This is a genomic window from Lentzea sp. CA-135723, assembly GCF_050936595.1.
GTDB lineage: Bacteria > Actinomycetota > Actinomycetes > Mycobacteriales > Pseudonocardiaceae > Lentzea.
This window is the reverse complement of the sequence record NZ_JBNJMK010000001.1, coordinates 864,994-883,857: the sequence shown is the minus strand read 5'-3', so window position 1 is coordinate 883,857 and position 18,864 is coordinate 864,994. Positions and strand designations below refer to the sequence as shown.

Below are 18,864 nucleotides of genomic sequence, written 5' to 3'. Positions count from 1 at the left end.
GACACTGTTCCGTGTTTGCCGAAGGACTGTCGGGCTACCTCCTGTGCACTTGGAACGACCAGGAGGCGACGATGAGTGCTGTTGGACAGCTTCGGTCATTGGCACGCGAGCACGTCGCCGTGGCGGCCCTGACGATCCCCCGCCTGCTGCGCCACCGCGTGTGGCGCGACGCGAACCCCCAGGAAGGCGCGGGGCTGGGGGTGGTGCTGGTGCCCGGTTTCGGGGCGAGCGACGTCAGCCTCAGCTTCGCCACCACCTGGTTGCGCGACCGCGGTTACGAGCCGACCGGTGCGGGCGTCGGGTTCAACGTCGGGTGCACCTCCGAACTGGTGGACCGCGTCGAACAGCGGCTGGAGGAGCACGTCGAGGCCACCGGTGGGCCCGTGGTGCTGCTGGGTCAGAGCCGGGGCGGCGGGCTCGCGCGCCTGGCCGCCGCACGCCGTCCCGACCTCGTGCGCGGGCTGGTGATGCTGGGCAGCCCCGTGCTCGACCCGCTGGGCGCCCACCCGCACGTGCTGCTCGCCGCCAGGGCGCTGACGCGGCTGTCCTCGATCGGCGTGCCCGGCCTGATGGACGGCGACTGCCTGTCGGGCGCCTGCTTCGAGGACAACGTCGCGGCGGCCACCGCACCGCTGGAGGTGCCCGCGCTGTCGGTGTACTCCAAGTCCGACGGCATCGTGCCGTGGCGGCTGAGCCTCGACCCGTACGCCGAGTGCGTGGAGGTGCACAGCACGCACACCGGCATGGGGCTCGACCCCGACGTGTACCTCGCGCTGCGGCCGCGGCTGGCCGAGTGGGCCGCCGAACGGTTCGACCTGCGCGAAGCCGGCTGACGACCAGCCCGTGGATCTTCAACACGGGTGCCGCGGTCGACTGCGTCGCCGTCGCGCGCCACTGACGCCAGGACGGGAGGGTTCCTCGGCTGGGGTACGAGGGAACCCTCCCGTCGCGCGGGCCCGTCAGACCGACGGGCGAGGCAGTTCCGCTCCGAACGCGAACTGGTCGTGCCACTTCACGCCGTCGCCCGCGAAGCCGGAGCCGGTGGAGGTGGCCACGTAGACGTCCGCCGAGGTGCCGCGGGTGAACGTGACGACGTCCGCCCTGCCGTCACCGGTGAAGTCCGCGACGCCGGGCACCTCGTCGCCCACCGCGAAGTGCTCGTGCCACACCGCGGCCTGGCCGAACGCCGTCCCGGTCGACCGCGCCACGGTCACCTTGCCGCCGGCGAACAGCACCGCGTCGGCCCGGCCGTCCCCGTCCACGTCGCCCAGCGCGGGGCGGCCGGGGAGGTTGGCGTGCCAGCGGATGCCGTCGCCGGCGAACGACGTGCCGGTGGAGGTCGCCGCGTACGCCGCGCCGCCGGTGAACGTGACGATGTCGTCGCGCCCGTCGCCGTTGACGTCCCCGACCACCGGGGTCTCCGTGCCGACGGCGAAGTGGTCGTGCCACTTCTCGGAGGTGCCGGCGAACGACGAACCCGTCGACAGCGCCACGAACACGTCGCCGCGGTCGCCTCGGGTGAACGTGACGATGTCGTCGCGGCCGTCGCCGTTGAAGTCGCCGACGAGCGGGATCTCGTCGTCGGCCGCGAAGAAACCGTGCCACTGCCAGGCGTCCTGCACGAACCGCGTGCCGTCGGACAGCGACACGTACACCCTCGGGTTCTGGCCGCGGGTGAACGTCACGACATCGGCCCTGCCGTCGCCGTCGAAGTCGCCGGTCAGCGGGATCTCCGCGCCTACCGCGAAGTTGTCGTGCCACTTCGCCGAGGTGCCCACGAACTTCGAGCCGTCCGACTTCGCCACGAACACGTCCGCGGCGTCGCCACGGGTGAACGTCGCGACGTCCGCCTTGCCGTCGCCGTCCACATCGGACACCGGAGCCTGCTTCACGGTCGCCGGCACCACGGCCGACGGCGTGCTCGCGTTGCCCGCCGCGTCGACCGCGACGACCCGGTAGTACCAGGTCTGGCCGACGGAGAGCGCGGTGTGCCGGAACGTGGTGGTGCGGCTGGTGCCCAGCAACGTCTGCGGCGTGATCGGCACGGACGCCGACCGCGAGCCGTAGACCCGGTACGCGTCCACGCCGACGTCGTCGCCCGCGGGTTTCCACGCGAGGCCCAGGGAACGGGCCCGCGTGCCGGCGAGCGAGACCTGAGGCGCGGACGGTGCGGTCGTGTCGGCGGCCGCGGCCACGACGGAGTCCACCGAGTACGCCGACGCCGTCCACGGGCCTGTCGGCCGCAGCGTCACGGTGACCTGCGCCTTGTCCGTGGCGGGCAACGTGAACGAGTCCTCCAGCCAGCGCGAGGTGCCGTTGCGCAACGGCTGGTTCCAGGTGCCCGCAACAGTTCCGTCCACGAGCACCTCCGCCCGTGCCGGCGCCGCCTGGTCGCTCGTGCGGCGCAGCACGACGCCCCGGTTGCCCGGTGCGACGGCGATCCGGAACGACACCGCGCCCGTGCTCGTGCGGACGTCGTCGCGCACCGGGACGTCGTTGTCGTCGCCCTCGAACTGCGCGGTCAGCACCGCCTGCGTGCCACCCGACTCGGTCCAGCCGTGGGCCGAACGGCTTGCGGCGTCACCGGCGTCGACGACGTCCGTGCGCCGGACCGACGGCTCGGGCCGCGTGTAGAGGTACGCGGTCGAGGCGTAGTCGGCGACGAACAGGTTGGCCGGGCCGTGCTCGATGCCGAACCTCAACGCACTGGAGTACCCGATCGCGTCGGCCAGCAGCAGCCGGTAGACGCTGTCGCACTCCCGCACGCACCCGTTGGTCTCCTTCTGGTGCGCGGTGTTGCCGTTGAACGGGGCGCTGAACAGCCCGCGGTGGAAGTACCAGCCCGCCTCGTAGAAGTCCTCCGTGCCGGTGCCGTGCCAGGACGGCGCCGGCGAGGAGTCGACGTGCACGCGCTCGTCGCCCTCCAGGTACTCGCGCGGGTGCCCGGCCGGGTCGAGGCCGCGCATCGTCTGCGTGACGCCGACGAGCTTGCCGCGCCCGCCCGCGTCGGCGACCGTCCAGTCCTGGCCGTCGACCGTGCGGCCCGCCCGCGACTGGGTGGTGAAGTGCCCGGACGACTCGGTCCAAGCCTTGGGCGCCGACGTCACCTCGGAGGTCACCGCCACGGCCGGTCCGGGGTTGACCAGCTCGACCAGCGCGGTGGACCGGTACGGCATGGGCCACCAGCTGGTGTGCCACTGGCCGTCCATCGCGAACATGAGCGAGCGCACGGCGGCCTGCCCCAGCCCGCTGCCGAAGAACTCGCCCACCGGACTGTCCACTGTGGTCCGGCCGTCGAACGTGATCCTCAGCCGCAGCGCGTTGTCGTACGCGGGCAGCTTCAGCCGCAGCGCGTCGATGCTGCCGGGACCGGCCAGCTGCGCGAGCGTCGCACGGCCCCCGGCCGGTACCGTCACGGTCTTCGTGGCGGTCGTCGCGCCCGGCGCGGCGGGCTTCGGGTCACGGGTACCGGACGCGCGCAACGTGGCCAGCACGTCCTCCGCGCGGTCGGCCTTGTCGAACGTCGTCACGCCGTCGGCGGACGCGAAGTCGCGGTACGCCACGTGGTAGAAGTTCGGGTTGTTCTGGACCGTGATCTTCATGGACTCCCGGTACGGCAGGGGAACCTTGACGTAGACCCCGCCCGAGCTCTGGTCGGCGTTCGCGACCAGCGGGTACGCGAACGGCGCGCCTTCCTTGCCGTCGACCAGCTCCTGCAGGGAGCGCTGCACAACGGTCCTGCCGTCGAGCTCGACGCGGATCCAGCCGGTGCCGGTCACGTCGCCCTCCCGGCCGCCGGTGGCCTGGGTGAACCAGATCGACGCGACCTCGCCGGGGCCGCTGCGCTCGGCGAGCACGCAGCCGTTGTCCTGGCGCAGGCACGAGAACGCGCCGCTGAAGCCGTCGCCGTTGCTGCCGTCGCGGGCGAAGCTGGAGAACTGCTTGGTGTGCGTGGAGTTCAGTTGCGGGAGCTGGTCCAGCCTGCGGTAGGTGTCCCAGCCGACCGGCCCGTTGTCCTGCGCCGGTGCCGCCTGTGCGGCGGGGAGGGCGAGCGCACTCGCCGCGAGGATGATCGCGGCGAGTGCGGAGCCCCCGGTTGAACGGGAGTTCATCGGTGTGCCTTTCAGGCGCCGGGAGGGCTGACGTAGCCGGAGACCGGCCGGTTGGCGTTCGCCGTCGCGGTGCGCGGGTCGATCGTCGTCTGGTGCACGTACCGCGAGCCGGGGCCGGAGTTGCCGTCGACCGTGGTGATGGTGCCGTTGCCGTTGACCGCCACGACGACCGAGACGTGCCCGCCGACGCCGCTGCCCGGCGCGCCGTAGACGACCCAGTCGCCCACCTGCGGGTTGCCGACCTGGCCCGCCGGACGCGGCTTCCAGGTGCCCTGCTGCTGGCCCCAGCTGCCGAGCGAGGTCGCGACGTACTGGCCGCGCGGCACGCCCTTGATGCCGGCCCGTTCCCAGACCCAGGTCGCGAACATGGCGCACCAGGCGGTGCCGCCGCCGTTGCACGGCCCGTACTTGTTGCAGTTCGGCTCGGCGACGCCGATCTCGCCCTTGGCGATGTCCGCGATCGTGGTCCGCAGCCCGCCGGCGCCACCGAGCAGGAACGTCGCGATGTCGGACTTCTTGTCGCCGTTGAAGTCGCCGATGCGCGGCACCTCGGCGCCGACCGCGAACCGGTCGTGCCACTTCGCGCTCGTGCCGACGAAGGCGGAGCCGGTGGAGGTCGCCACGAACACGTCCGCCGCGGTGCCGCGGGTGAACGTCGCGATGTCCGCCCTGCCGTCCCCGTTGAAGTCACCGACCTCCGGGATCTCGGTGCCGAAGGCGAAGCTGTCGTGCCACTTCCAGCTGTCCTGCACGAACTTGGTGCCGTCGGAGAACGAGACGTAGACGTCGGCCGCGTCGCCGCGGGTGAACGTGACGATGTCGTCCTTGCCGTCACCGTCGAAGTCACCGGAGTCGACGATCTCGCCGTTGATGCCGAACCGCTCGTGCCACTTCTGGCTCGTGCCGCTGAACCCGCTGCCGGTGGACAGCGCCACGTACACGTCACCGGTCGCGCCGCGGGTGAACGTCGCGATGTCGTCCTTGCCGTCACCGTTGAAGTCGCCGGCCAGCGGGACCTCGTTGCCGATGGAGAACCAGTCGTGCCACTTCACCGACGTGCCGGAGAAACCGGAGCCGGTGGACAGCGCGACGAACACGTCGCCGGTGTTGCCCTGGGTGAAGGTGGCGATGTCGTCCTTGCCGTCACCGTTGAAGTCGCCGACGAGCGGCGTCTCGGTGCCGAAGCCGAAGTTGTCGTGCCACTTCACGCTGGTGCCGGCGAAGCCGTTGCCGTTGGACAGCGCGACGTAGACGTCACCGCGGTCGCCTCTGGTGAACGTGACGACGTCGTCCCTGCCGTCACCGTTGAAGTCACCGGTGAGCGGGATCTCGTTGCCCACGCCGAAGAAGTCGTGCCACCTCCAGCTGTCCTGGACGAACCTGCCGCCGTCCGACAGCGACACGTAGACGTCGCCCGTCGGGTCGTCGGCGTGGGCCGGCAGGGCGGTGGTGACGGTCAGCGCCGCCAGCCCGCTCAGCGCGGTCGCGAGGAGTTTCCTGCGATACATGTCTTTTCCCCCAAGGAGTTCGGTGTCAGACGAGCGCGGGTGCCGGGATCTCGGCGCCCATCGCGAACCAGTCGTGCCACTTCACGCTGTCGCCCGCGAAGCCGGAGCCGGTGGACAGCGCCACGTAGACGTCGGCGGCGGTGCCGCGGGTGAACGTGACGACGTCGTCCTTGCCGTCCCCGTTGAAGTCACCGACACCCGGCGTCTCGGTGCCGATGGCGAAGTGGTCGTGCCACTTGACGCCGTCGCCGACGAACTTGGTGCCGTCGGACAGGGCGACGAACGCGTCCCCGGCCGCGCCGCGGGTGAACGTGACGACGTCGTCCTTGCCGTCACCGTTGAAGTCGCCGATGAGCGGGATCTCGCCGTTGAAGGAGAACTTGTCGTGCCACTTCACCGAGGTGCCGGCGAAACCGGAGCCGGTGGAGGTCGCGACGTAGACGTCGCCCGCGTCACTGCGGGTGAAGGTGGCGATGTCGTCCTTGCCGTCGCCGTTGAAGTCGCCCACGGCCGGGATCTCGCCGTTCGCGGCGAACCAGTCGTGCCACTTCACGCTCGTGCCCGAGAAGCCGGTGCCGGTGGACAGCGCCACGAAGACGTCCGCCGCGCTGCCGCGGGTGAACGTGACGATGTCGTCCTTGCCGTCGCCGTTGAAGTCACCGACGGCGGGGACCTCGTCGTTGAAGGCGAAGTTGTCGTGCCACTTCACCGACGTGCCGGCGAAACCGCTGCCGGTGGACAGCGCCACGAACACGTCCGCGGTGGTACCGCGGGTGAACGTCGCGACGTCGGCCTTGCCGTCGCCGTTGAAGTCACCGGTCAGCGGGATCTCGTTGTTGAAGGCGAAGTTGTCGTGCCACTTCACGCTCGTGCCGGAGAACCCGGTGCCCGTGGAGGCCGCGACGTAGACGTCGGCCGACGTGCCGCGGGTGAACGTGGCGACGTCCGCCTTGCCGTCACCGGTGAAGTCCGTCCTGCCGCCGCCGAGGATCAGCTCCTGCGGGTTCGGCAGCGGGCCGCCGGTGTCGAAGCGGTAGAGGTTGTTGTCCCGCATGACCTTGATGACCTTGTCGGCGTACGCCGGGTCGGTCGCGTAGGTCCGCGCGATCTCGCGGATGTAGCGGTCGGGGTCGTTGCGGTACGGCAGGGCGTGCGCGTAGGCCGAGTTCGTGCTCAGGTTGCGGCCGTGGTCGCGGAACGAGTCCCGCATGGACGCGAACACCCGGAAGTACGCCCTGGTGCCACCGCAGTTGCCGCCGGGGCATTCGGTCGTGGGGAGCTGCTTGCACCCGATCGCGATCGGTCCCGGCCGGTCGGGCGCCGCGCACTTCGAGCCGTGGAAGTTGAGGTAGTTGCGGGACAGCCCACTCGCGCCCCAGTTCGACTCCAGTGCGGACTGGGCGATGCTCACGGACGCGGGAATGCCGTACTCGGCCTTCTCCGCCTGCGCGTGCCCCGCCGCCTCGTTGATGTAAGCGGCGTCGGCCTGGGCCGGCGCCACCGACACCACAGTGATCGGCAGCGCGGCCACCAGGCCCACCACCAGTGCTTTCCATCTCATGGGCACGAAGTTAGGCAGGAGCTCTCAGAGAATTCTGCGAAGATCCTGCGGGCCGCACAGAGGCGGTGCCGTCTCCGCCGCTTCCCTGCTGCCGTGCCGTACGAACAACGCCCTCGCCTCGTCCTCCGCCCGGCCTGCCTCGGCCGGGCGGCCGAGCGCGCGGTACGCCTGCGCGAGATCGCGCAGGGACCGGGCACGCCACAGGGGCAGCGACAGCGCGTCCCACCACTGCAGCGACAGGTCGAGCAGCCGGCAGGCCTCCTCCGGCCGGTTCCGCGCGAGCTCCAGTTCCCCGAGCGTGCGCAGCAGCAGCGCCTGGCCGAACCCGTCCTGCAGCCCGCGGCACGTGCCGAGCGCCTCCTCCAACGCGTCGTGCGCGTCGTCCGGATGTCCCTGCCGGATCCGCGCCTTCGCCCACGCCTGCACGGCGTACGCCGCCATGTGCCGGTCGCCGATCTCTCGCAACGTGCGCAGCGCACGGGCCGAGAGCCGTTCCGCGGTGCCGAACGCCCCGGCGCCCCGGTGCGCGATCGCCAGTGACCGTTCGACCAGGGCGGCCTCGCGCTGCTCGCCGAGCCTCCGGTACGTCTCGCGGGCCCAGTCCAGCGCTCCGACCGCCTCGGGCAGCCGTCCGAGCTCGGTCAGCGTCTTGCCCCTGCCGTGCTGGGCGCGGGCCGTCCACGCCTCGTCGGTGAGGTCCGGCAGCGCCCCGGTGACGAGGTCCAGCGCGTCGGCGAGGTCACCGCGCTCGCGCAGCACCTCGCCCAGGACCACCCTGGTCGTGGTGATCGCCCCCTCGTCCCCGGCCTCGGCGTACTTCGCCATCGCCTGCTCGTAGTGGTGGACGGCCTCGTCGAGCCGGTCCTGCTCGCGGCGCAGCCACCCGAACCCGGCCAGCAGCCGGGCCTCGCCCGCGACGTCGCCCGCCTTCCCCGCCGCCTCCAGTGCCACGGTGTGGGTGCGCCACCGCAGGCTGAACCGGTTGTCGGCGGCGAGCTTCGACGCGCACACGTCGACCGTCAGCGTCACCGCGACGGCGGCGAGGCCGAGCTCGCAGGCCCGTTCGACGGTGTGCACCATCGCGGCCTCGCTCGCGTCGAACCACGCCTGCGGGTCCGCCACGGCCGAGGTGTCGGCGAGCAGCCGGGACCAGCCGTGCGCCACCCGTTCGGTCGCCCGCAGCAGGTCCCCGGCCTCGTCCTCGGCCTCGGCGAGCTCCCAGCCGAACGTCCTGGTCAGGTCGTGCAGCCGGTAGAGCCCGGCGCCCGCGACGTCGAGCAGCCGCGCGCGGACCAGTTCGTCGAGCACGTCCTCGGCGTCGAGCAGCCCGACTCCGAGCAGGGCCGCGCCGAACCACGGCTCGAAGTCCTGCACGCCGAACCACCCGAGCCTGCGCACGCCGGCCCTGCCCCGCTCCGACAGCCCCGCGTAGCTCAGGGCGAGACCGCCGCGAACCTCCAGGTCCCCGATGGACAGCTCGTCGAGCAACCGGTGCTGCTCGCGCAGCCGGGTCGCGAGCCGCGCCAGCGACCAGTCCTCCCGCGAGACCAGCCGGGCGCCCGCGATCCGCACCGCGAGCGGCAGGTGACCGCACAGACGCGCGATCTCGGCCGCACGACCCGGTTCGGCGGCCACCCTCCCAGCGCCGACGATCCGCTCCAGCAACGCGAGCGACTCGCCCTCGCCGAGCGTGCCCAGCTCGACGTGCGCGGCTCCCTCCAGCGCGCTCGGCCGCGAGCGGCTCGTCAGCACGCACGCGCACGTCGGCGAGCCCGGCAGCAACGGCCGCACCTGCCGTTCGTCGGCCACGTCGTCGAGCACCACCAGCACGCGCCGTCCCGCCACGAGCGTGCGGTAGAGCACGATCCGTTCGTCCACACCGCGCGGCATCGACGCATCGGACACGCCCAGCGCGTGCAGGAACCGCACGATCACCTCGCCCGGTTCGACCCGCGTGCCGTGCGCGCCCCGCAGTGACGCGTACAGCTGGCCGTCCGGATAGCGCTCGCGCACCCGATGTGCCGCCCGCACGGCGAGGGTGCTCTTGCCCGCCCCCGCCTGGCCGGAGATCGCGACCACCGGCACGACGCCGCCACCGGTCCCGGTCAACCGGCGGCACAGCCCGGCCAGTTCGTCGTCGCGGCCCGCGAAGTCGGCGATGTCCGGCGGCAGCTGCGCCGGCGTCACGACCGCGGGCTGCCCTGCCAGCACCTTCTGGTGGGCCTCGCGCAGCTCCCGGCCGGGATCGACGCCCAGCTCGTCGGCGAGGATCCGGCGGCCCTCGTCGTAGCAGGCGAGCGCCTCGGCCTGCCTGCCCAGCCCGCACAGCACGAGCACCACCTGCGCCCGCAGCCGTTCCCGCAACGGGTTGGCCGCGACCAGCCCCAGCAGCTCGGCCACGGGCGGCAGGTCGTGCCCCGTCGTCCTGGCGGCACCGAGGTGGTCCTCCAGCACGGCGAGCCGCAGGTCGGCGAGCCGCGCACGTTCCCCGTCGGCCCACTCCCCGGTCGCGCCGCCCAGCGCACCGCCCCGCCACAACGCGAGCGCGGCGCGGAACTCCGCGGCGGCCTCCGCGTGCCGCTGCTCCCCGAGCGCCCGCCGGCCCTTCGCCGCGCGGTCGCCGAACTCCCAGGCGTCCACCTGCTCCGGTGGCACGTCCAGCAGGTAGCCGCCGCCGCGACGCACGATCACGTCACCGGCGAGCGCCCTCCGCAGCGCGGACACGTTCGTGTGCAACGCCGCCCGCGCGTTGCGCGGTGGTCTCCTCCCCCACACCGCCTCGACGATGTCGTCGACCTGCACGACCTCGCCCACGGCCGTCGCCAGCACGGCGAGCATCGTCGCCGGCCTCGCTCCTCCCAGTTCCACCCTGTCCGATCCGGCACGCACTTCCACCGGCCCCAGCACCCGGAATCGCATGCTTCCCGCTCCTCGACATCTCCCCAAGATGCCCCCAGGCACGTTCGAGAAGCTAACACCGCGAACGTTGTCCGTCAGGGAAAAACGGCAGCTCACAAAGGGGGATCGGACAAAGGACCCCGGAGCGGACAACGCCGTGGCGCTCGGCGGGAGCGCCGCATCCTGGATGAATTCGGGGAGCGCCTTCCCGGCGCCACCGCCTGGGGCGTCGAACGCGAACCCGTGACGGGAGGACGACCCTCTTCCCACTTCAACGTATAGCGCACCCCTGGGCTTGCGGCAAGACCCCGTCCGTCGCGCAGAATCTGGCGCCTGACGCGAGACTCGCAGGTGCGGGTAAGACGGTGACTTGGGGGAATTGACCGGATGAGCGGCTACGTGCTCGGTTTCGGAGACATCGACAGCACGCGGATCTCACTGTGCGGCAGCAAGGGAGCGCATCTGGGAGAACTGTCCCGGCTCGACGACGTCCAGGTGCCTCCGGGCTTCTGCGTGACGACGGAGGCGTTCGACAGGGCTCTGCTCGACGCGCCGGCGGCCACCGCGTTGCTGGACGGGCTGGAAGGTCTCGCCGCGGACGACCTGGCCGGGATTCGCGTGCGCAGCGCGGAGGTGCGGCGGGAGATCGAACGCCTCGCGGTTCCGGCCGACGTCGCGGCCGACGTCACGGAGGCACTGGTCGTGCTCGGCGAGCGCACCGCCTGCGCGGTCCGGTCGAGCGCGACCGCCGAGGACCTGCCCTCCGCCTCGTTCGCGGGCCAGCAGGACACGTACCTCAACGTCGTGGGAACGGCCGAGGTGCTGCGGCACATCAGCAGGTGCTGGGCCTCGTTGTTCACCGAGCGCGCGGTGACCTACCGGCTGCGCAACGGGTTCGGCCAGCGCGGGGTGCGGATGGCCGTGGTCGTGCAGCGGATGGCGTTCCCCGAGTCGGCCGGGGTGCTCTTCACGGCCGATCCGGTGACGTCGAACCGCAGGATCGCCTGTGCGGAGGCGGTCTTCGGGCTCGGCGAGGCCTTCGTGTCGGGCCTGGTGAACGCCGACGTCTACCGCGTCCTCGGCGAGGAGGTCGTCGAGAAGACGATCGCCACCAAGCACCTGGCCCTGCGTGCCGTGCCCGAGGGCGGCACGCGCGAGGAGGAGGTCGAACCCGCGCGGCAACGGCAGCCGGCGCTGACGGACGCGCAGGTGGTGCGCCTGACCCGGATCGGCCGCAGGATCGAGGAGCACTTCGGCGGGCCCCAGGACATCGAGTGGTGCCTGGCCGGCGAGGAGTTCCAGATCGTCCAGAGCAGGCCGATCACCACGCTCTTCCCCGTCCCGGAGACCGCTGACGGCGGCAACCACGTCTACGTCTCCGTCGGCCACCAGCAGATGATGACCGACGCCATGAAACCGCTGGGCCTCTCCGTCTGGCAGCTGACGACCCCCAGGCCGATGGCGGTGGCCGCCGGACGCCTGTTCGTCGACGTCACCCCGATCCTCGCCGCACCGCGGAGCCGTGCGGCGTTCCTGGACGTCGCCGGCAAGTCCGATCCGCTGATGGGCGACGCGCTGCGCACCGTGCTGAACCGCACCGGCTTCGTCCAGGAGAGCACGGAAGCGGGACCGCCGATCCCCGGGGTGGCGCAGGCCGCGATCGACACCGACCCGGACCTCGTCACCGAACTGATCGGCAACGCCGAGGCGTCGCTCGCCGCGCTGGAGCAGGCGATCCGGGGCAGGTCCGGACCAGACCTGCTCGAGTTCGTCCTCGCGGACTTCGAGGAGCTCCGCCGGATCCTCTTCGACTCGCGCAGCAACCAGGTGATCACGGCAGGCATGCAGGCGACCTGGTGGCTCAACGAGAACCTCCTCGACTGGCTGGGCGAGAAGAACGCCGCGGACTCCCTCTCGCTGTCCGCACCGCACAACGTCACCTCCGAGATGGGGCTCGCGCTGCTCGACGTCGCGGACGCCATCAGGCCGCACCCCGAGGTCGTCGCGTTCCTCCAGCACGCCGGCGACGACTTCCTCGACGAACTGCCCCGGTTCCCAGGCGGTGTCGAGGCACGCGACGCCGTCCTCGCCTACCTCGGCAGGTACGGCATGCGCTGCGGTGGCGAGATCGACATCACCAGGACCCGCTGGAGTGAAAGCCCTTCCGCGCTGCTGCCCATGATCCTCACGAACGTCCGGAACTTCACGCAGGGCGCCGCCACCCGCCGCTTCGACCAGGGCAGGCAGGAGGCGTGGCAGAAGGAGCAGGAGGTGCTCGAACGCCTGCTGCTGCTCCCCGACGGCGACCAGAAGGCCGCCGACACCAAGCGCATGATCGACCGTGTGCGCACGTTCATCGGCTACCGCGAGTACCCGAAGTACGGGATGATCAGCCGCTACTTCGTCTACAAGAAGGCGTTGCTGGCGGAAGCCGGGCGCCTCGCCGCCGCGGGCCTGCTCGAGTCCGAAGAGGACTGCTACTTCCTGACGTTGCAAGAACTCCACGACCTGACGCTCACCGGCCGCCGCTACGACGAGGTGATCCGCGAACGCAGGGACGCCTTCCGCTCGTACGAGTCCCTCACTCCGCCGCGCGTGCTCACCTCGGACGGCGAAACCATCAACGGCCAATACCGCCGCGACGACCTGCCGTCCGGCGCCCTGTCCGGCCTGGCCGTCTCGGGCGGCGTGGTCGAAGGCAGGGCGCGGGTCGTCCTGAACGTCGCGGACGCCGACCTCGAACCGGGCGACATCCTCGTCACCGCCTACACCGACCCGAGCTGGTCACCGTTGTTCGTACAGATCGCCGGGTTGGTCGCAGAGGTCGGCGGGATGATGACCCACGGCGCGGTCATCGCCAGGGAGTACGGCCTGCCCGCGGTGGTCGGGGTCGAGCAGGCCACCCGGACGATCCAGGACGGTCAGCGGATCAGGGTGAACGGGACCGAAGGGTTCGTCGAGATCCTCGGCACCGCCCCCTGACGGAGAGCCTCCGGCGTCCGCGCGGCAACGGTTCGCACGCGGGAGCGGACAGAAAGAGGTCAATTGGAGCTCCGGCTTCTTGACCCGCACAACGCCTACTCGTGGCGGTGCGCCCGCTGACGTTCCGCACGGCAGAAGGCGACAATTGAGGCGCCCGGTGGAGATGTCTCCACCGGGCGGTCTCGTCTTCCTCCGCGCATGCTGCTTGATCGCGGACCGCTGATGTCTGGCGGCGAAGTCAGTCGGCCGGCAGCGGTTCGGTCGAGCCCTCCGCCAACGCCTGCCCCACCTTGCCCGTGGTGCCCCCTGACCAGTTCGCCGGAAGGGACTCCAGTTCCTCGGGCGGCATCTCGCTCACCCGCCTGCCCGCGCTGCACGGTCGTCGGCACCTTGGCCATCAGGTCGTCTTCCATCCCCGGCATGCTGACCGATTTTCGACCTATAGTTGGGTTTGGGCAACGATTTCGGGCGCCATTGATCTTCAGCTGAACGGGTGATCTGCGCGCGCATTCTTGAACCGCCCACCAGCCGACGTCCGTTGGACGATGTAGTCGCCCGGAAGTTGGTGTCTTTTCATGTGCGTGAGGACCTGGCGTGTCTGCGCGTCCGTTTTATTCCTCTTGATGACGGTAGTCGGTTGCACGACCCCCGGAACGCCGAAAGCGGCCCCTGACACGAGCAGTCCCGCAGCGTCGGCGCGAGACACGGCTCCGCCGCCCGCCCCGTCGAGCGAACCGGCTCCTCCTGTTGCCTCGCCTGGCAAATCCACTCCGGCCAAACCTCCCGGCGGGATGCCGCGCGACCTGGTCGGCAGGTGGTCCGGCGGCGAGGGGTCGCAGACCGGCTACACGCTCACGTTCGCGGCGGACGGTCGTTACGAGCTGTCGCACAACGTCAGGACCGGAATCCCGCAATTCGTCGAACGCGGACTGGCGGGCGGAACGGCGAACGAGGTCGTGCTGCGGCCGGTCGACGTCGTCGGCCAGGTTTCCCGGACCGAACGAACGGCGCAGTGGTCGGTTCAGAAGGTCGGGGAGATCGAGGGGTACAACGTGGAGTTGCTGGTGCTCGTCGACATCTACGGCGAGTTCAGTTATGCGAAAGACGAATGACCGTGCCGAAAGGCTTGACCGAACCGAGTCCGGCCACCCGGTGCTGACGGTGGACGTTCCGCGGCCGGACGTGCTGGCCTTTCCCGCCGCGACGACGGCGCGGTTCCTCGTGCTCGTCGTCGCGATGCTCGCCGCCGGGCTCTTCGCCGGCAGTGCCACCTACAACGTCGACGCCGTCGGCGGTGCGGCGTGGAGCTCCGCGATCGGCGAGTGCGCGAGCACGTCGGCGGCGACGTCGAACGACGCCGCCGCGCAGGAAGCCGCGTTCCTCCGGTGCGCCGCGCCGATCGAACGCGAGCGGGCCGCGTTCGCCGTCGGCGCGGTGCTGGTGCTCGTGATCGCCGCGCTGGTCGTGTTGTTCGCGGGGCCCGCGGTGACCACGCGACGGCGTGAGCTGACACCGCTCGGTCCCGGCCTCGCGGCGACCGAGCACCGGATGCGTGAGCTGGCACGCCAGATGGGCCTGCGCACGCCGCCCGCCCTGGTGTCCGGACCGTTGGTGCGCGGTGCCTTCTGCTTCGGGCGGCCGGGGCACTACCGGATCGCGCTGCCCATCGGGCTCGCGATCAAGCCGGGGCATCCCGCCTTCGACCCGGTCCTCCGGCACGAGCTGGCCCATCTCGTGCACCACGACGTGGCGATGTCGAGGCTGGCGCGGGCGGTCTGGTACGTGCTCACCCCGATGTTGCTGGTGCCCGTAGTGCTCAGCGTGGTGTCGGCCGACTTCTCCGTGCTGCCCGACTACCTCTGGCGGGCCGCGTTGCTGGCGCTCGCGGTGGACCTCGCCAGGCGCGCGCTGCTGCGGTCGCGTGAGCACGACGCCGATCTGCGGGCGGCGATGGCCGGCGGTGCGCAGGCGCTCGCGGACCTGTTCGCGGCCAGGGTTCCCGATGCTCCACGACGGTCCCGCTGGCGATCGAGCCATCCGGAGGTGGCGTCCCGGCTCCAGGTCGTCCTCGACCCGAGTCGCGCCACCGCGGTCACCTTCGCGGACGGCTTCACCGTCGCGTTCTTCACCGGACTCGTGCTTCCCCTGGTAGGGGGACTGGTCGTCTCCGCCGCACTGGACAGCCAGCTGCTGCACGTCGCCCGCGTCGCCGTCGCGATCGGCATGGCTCCGTTGCTCGCGGCGACCCTCGCCATCGCGCTGTGGCGTCAGGCGTGCGTCGGACGCGTCACCGGTGTCGCGCCCCGGCCGGGAGTGGTGGCACTCGGGACCTTCGTCGGTGTGGTGGCCGGGCAGGCGGCTTCGCTGGCCGGCACCGCGCTGGAGGGAACCGACAGGTTCGGCCGCGTGGTGCCGGTGCTGGCCGCGGGTCTGGTCGTCGCGGGAGCCACGGCAGTGGTCGCGGGGCTCGGCGAACTCTGGGCCCGCGCCGGCGGCCGGTTCCGCGGCGCCAGGGCGAACTGGGTTCCGGCGGTCGTTCTCGGCACGGCGTTGTTCGGTGTCGCGCTGTGGTTCTGCGAGCAGGTGCGGGTGGTTCTCGGAGCGGGAACGTGGGCGCTCGTCGGCCCGGCACTGCTGATGTGGGCGGAAAGTCCCGTTCCCGTTGTGGCAGCGGTGTTCTTCGCCTCCGTCACCTGGTGGACACTGTGGACGGTGCGCCGCGGCGAGACGACGCCCGCGTGGCTCGCCCCGCCGAGAACGTGGCCGGCGTCAGGCCCGAGCGTTCAGCACGCGGTGGGCACGGGGGCGGTGGTCGGTCTCACCGGCGTGATCGTGCTCGCCGCGTTCCGGGCGCTCACCCCGGCGGGGGACGCCGCCGGTCTGCTCACCACGTACCTGTGGCTCGCCGGTGCTCTCGCGGCGGCCGCCGGACTGGTCGCCGCCGTGCTGTTCGGCGGCCCGGGACACGGCGCCGCCCTGCTGGCGGGCCCTGTCGCCGCCGCGGTGCTCGGCATCGGTGTCCTCGTCGTCAACACCGCCCGAGGCGGAGCGCTCACACCGGGCTTCGCGACCCAGGTGCTGTGGTACGTGCTCGCCTCGGGGTTCCTGGTCTCCACGACCACGGCGGCGATCGGTGCGCTCGCGCCGCCCGTGCGCAGCGGACCGCCGCCGTGGATCGTGCTGGTCGCCGTCTCGATGCTGCTCGCCGCCGGAACCGCCACCGGTGTCCTCGCAGGACTTCACGTCCCGCCGGCGGCGGACACCGGTGGCGTGCAAACGCAGGACGACCAGGCCTGGGTCGAAGGGGAAGCTGTCCAGGACTACAAGACCCGCCGCGCACCGGATCTCCTGCAACGGCGCTTCGCGATCGACACCGAGGTGCTGAAGATCGAAAAGGAACCCGACAGACGCCTCAGGGCGAAGCGGATGCGCGCCGAGATCATCGAACCCCTGCGGCAGGTCCTGAGCGACGCCGAGTCGTACCGGCCGCCCAACGACGTCGTCCGCGAGGTGCACGGCCACTGCGTCACCGGACTGCGGCTCAGGGTCGAGTCGTACGAAGCCTATGCGGTCGCGTGGGAGCTGAGGGACGACAGCCGCACGAAGGCCGCGAGCGAGACGCTCGTGGCCAGCAAGGCGGAGCTGGACCTGTGGGCGAAGAGCGTGCTGACGCTGTAGACGGGTGCCACCGCGGTCAGCCTGACCTCATGGGCGGAACGTGGCCGCCGCATCGCTGCCGTCGTCAGCCGCGTCGCTGCGCGAAACCGCCCACCTGAAGCAGGTTTCAGGTGGGGGCGCCCCGATTTTTGCGGCTTCGGACCTTCCGTGGTGGACTTCGGTCATCACCGATCGGGGGGTCGGTGGGTGAGGACCGGGGGGTCACAGGTGAAGATCGTTACCACGGGGTTCCGCCGTGCCACGGCGACGGCGATCACCGCGTTGTTGCTTCTGACAGGAGCGGTCCCGGCGGCTTCCGCACAACCGTCGTCCGCCGTCCAGCCGAACTCGGTGCCGCCGGCGCTACCGCCCGGCACCCAGCCGCCGCGCGACACGGGCGGGCCGGACGTGCCGTACACACCGACAGGCAAGGGCTGCGTCGAGTCCGACACCAAGAACGAGCTGATCGAGTACATGCCGTGGGGCCAGGTCCACCTGAACCTCCAGCAGGCACACCGGTTCGCGACCGGCAAGGGCGTCAAGATCGCGATCATCGACACGGGCGTCGACCCGCGCAACCCGCGCTTCGGCGGCCGGGTCGTGCCCAGCGGTGAGTACGTCAGCGGGAACCGGAACGGCGCGGACGACTGCGACGGCCACGGCACCGAGGTGGCGGGCGTCGCCGCGGCGGCCAGGACCGAGGGCGACTTCGTCGGCGCGGCACCGGAAGCGACGATCCTCGCGATCCGCCAGACCAGCGACCGCTTCGAGTTCAAGGGTGACGCCACCAGGGACAAGCGGACGTCCGCCGGCAAGGTCTCGACGCTGGCGCAGGCCGTCGTGCGCGCCGCCGACCAGGGCGCCGGCGTCGTCAACATCTCCCTGACGAACTGCGGCACCCCCAAGGACTTCAGCCAGGACGACCGGGCGCTGCAAGCCGCGATCCGGTACGCGGTCGACGTCAAGAACACCGTTATCGTGACGGCGGCCGGCAACCTCGACAGCAAAGCCGGGTGTCCGCTGCAGAACAACAACCTCGACCCGGCGATCGTCAACTCGGTCTCGTCGCCAGCGTGGTTCGCCGACGACGTGCTGTCGGTGGCGTCGATGGCGCGTTCCGGCGAGGTGTCGGGCTTCAGCGTCTGGGGCCCGTGGGTCAGCATCGCCGCACCCGGCGAGGAGATCATCTCCGTCGACCCCAAGGGCACCGGCCTGACCAACGCCAACGTGAAGGCCGACGGCGTGGGGAAGATCCAGGGGACGAGTTTCGCCGCACCTTACGTCGCGGGTATCACCGCGCTGGTGCGCGAGCGGTTCCCAGACCTCAAGGCGCGCCAGGTGATGGACCGGCTCAAGGCCACCGCGCTGCACCCCGGCAACACGTCCGGCAGGGACCACCGGATCGGCTTCGGCATGGTGAACCCGGTGGCCGCCCTGACCGCCGTGCTGCCCGCCGAGTCCACGGGTTTCACCAGTCTGCCACCCAGAGACCTGGTCACGACCGTCACCGCGCCGCCGGACCGCGACTGGCCGCCGATCATCGTGGCCCTGAGCGGCATCAGCGTCGGCTTCGGACTGCTGATGCTGACGCTGCTCGTCCTCAACTCGATCAACCGCAGACGTCGCGCCCAACTCGGAGGACAGCGGGACTCGGCTGCGGCCACCAGCTGAGCAAGGCCCACAAAGCGTCGGGCACGTTCTCGAACACGTCCAGCACGAGGTCGCAGCTGGTGACCTGAAGCGGTTCCATCACCGCGTGCTGGTCCGCCACCAGCGCCAGCCTGACCCCGGCCGACTGGGCGGACTCGTCGGTGCTGATCAACGACTCGATCCCGGTGGCGGCGAGGAACGTGACCGCGCGCAGATCCGCGATCACGCCGGGAGGAGCGAGCGCCACCTGGTCGAGCACCGCCGCTCGGACCAGCCGGGCGCCGGCGTGGTCCATCTCGCCCGCCACGACCACCACGGGCAGGGCGCCGTCGAGGCTGTGATGACTGGTGTGGACGGACAGCGACACTGATTCCTCGCGCCGGCGGGCGTACATGAGCCGCCTTCCCTGCCGACTCCACGAGCAGGGAGTCAGCGCTCGATGTCAGGTGCCGACTCCCGTGGCTCGAGATGACGATCAGCGCGTTGTGCCCTCACC

The 18,864-nt window shown here is 71.3% G+C and carries 10 protein-coding genes; 5 read left to right on the top strand and 5 right to left on the bottom strand.

The annotated features are described in order from the left end of the window. Nucleotides 1-71 precede the first annotated feature (71 nt). Nucleotides 72-833, top strand: a complete 762-nt coding sequence (locus ACQEU1_RS03580; RefSeq protein ID WP_433196156.1) for an alpha/beta fold hydrolase — start codon at nucleotides 72-74, stop codon at nucleotides 831-833. Nucleotides 834-959: 126 nt separating this feature from the next. Here the strand turns inward: ACQEU1_RS03580 and ACQEU1_RS03575 are convergent, their stop codons facing one another. The 4 genes from ACQEU1_RS03575 to ACQEU1_RS03560 are packed head-to-tail and all read right to left on the bottom strand — an operon-like array spanning nucleotide 960 to nucleotide 10,100. After that, the gene (locus ACQEU1_RS03575; protein ID WP_433196154.1) at nucleotides 960-4,112 is read right to left on the bottom strand and encodes a DUF2961 domain-containing protein; all 3,153 of its coding nucleotides are present in this window, start codon (nucleotides 4,110-4,112) and stop codon (nucleotides 960-962) included. 11 nt (nucleotides 4,113-4,123) lie between these two features. After that, entirely contained in the window at nucleotides 4,124-5,620 is a 1,497-nt protein-coding gene (locus ACQEU1_RS03570; RefSeq protein ID WP_433196152.1) for an FG-GAP repeat domain-containing protein, read from the bottom strand. A 25-nt stretch (nucleotides 5,621-5,645) separates the two neighbouring features. Next, nucleotides 5,646-7,181, bottom strand: a complete 1,536-nt coding sequence (locus tag ACQEU1_RS03565; protein WP_433196150.1) for an FG-GAP-like repeat-containing protein — start codon at nucleotides 7,179-7,181, stop codon at nucleotides 5,646-5,648. Nucleotides 7,182-7,205: 24 nt separating this feature from the next. Then, nucleotides 7,206-10,100 (bottom strand): BTAD domain-containing putative transcriptional regulator, encoded by a 2,895-nt coding sequence (locus ACQEU1_RS03560; protein ID WP_433196148.1) that lies wholly within the window; start codon nucleotides 10,098-10,100, stop codon nucleotides 7,206-7,208. A 366-nt stretch (nucleotides 10,101-10,466) separates the two neighbouring features. On the opposite strand from ACQEU1_RS03560, the gene rph reads away from it, so the two are divergent. The 4 genes from rph to mycP all read left to right on the top strand — a co-directional run bounded on the left by rph (nucleotide 10,467) and on the right by mycP (nucleotide 18,389). After that, nucleotides 10,467-13,061 (top strand): rifamycin-inactivating phosphotransferase, encoded by a 2,595-nt coding sequence (gene rph / locus ACQEU1_RS03555; RefSeq protein ID WP_433196146.1) that lies wholly within the window; start codon nucleotides 10,467-10,469, stop codon nucleotides 13,059-13,061. 791 nt (nucleotides 13,062-13,852) lie between these two features. Continuing rightward, nucleotides 13,853-14,173, top strand: a complete 321-nt coding sequence (locus ACQEU1_RS03550; protein WP_433196144.1) for a hypothetical protein — start codon at nucleotides 13,853-13,855, stop codon at nucleotides 14,171-14,173. 49 nt (nucleotides 14,174-14,222) lie between these two features. Continuing rightward, complete coding sequence (locus tag ACQEU1_RS03545; RefSeq protein ID WP_433196142.1) at nucleotides 14,223-16,739, top strand: M48 family metalloprotease; 2,517 nt, start codon at nucleotides 14,223-14,225, stop codon at nucleotides 16,737-16,739. A 207-nt stretch (nucleotides 16,740-16,946) separates the two neighbouring features. Then, a complete protein-coding gene (gene mycP / locus ACQEU1_RS03540; RefSeq protein WP_433196140.1) occupies nucleotides 16,947-18,389 on the top strand; it encodes a type VII secretion-associated serine protease mycosin in 1,443 nt (480 codons plus the stop codon). On the opposite strand, the gene ACQEU1_RS03535 is transcribed toward mycP, so the two are convergent. Then, nucleotides 18,328-18,762 (bottom strand): STAS domain-containing protein, encoded by a 435-nt coding sequence (locus ACQEU1_RS03535; RefSeq protein WP_433196138.1) that lies wholly within the window; start codon nucleotides 18,760-18,762, stop codon nucleotides 18,328-18,330. The genes mycP and ACQEU1_RS03535 overlap by 62 nt on opposite strands. Nucleotides 18,763-18,864 lie beyond the last annotated feature (102 nt).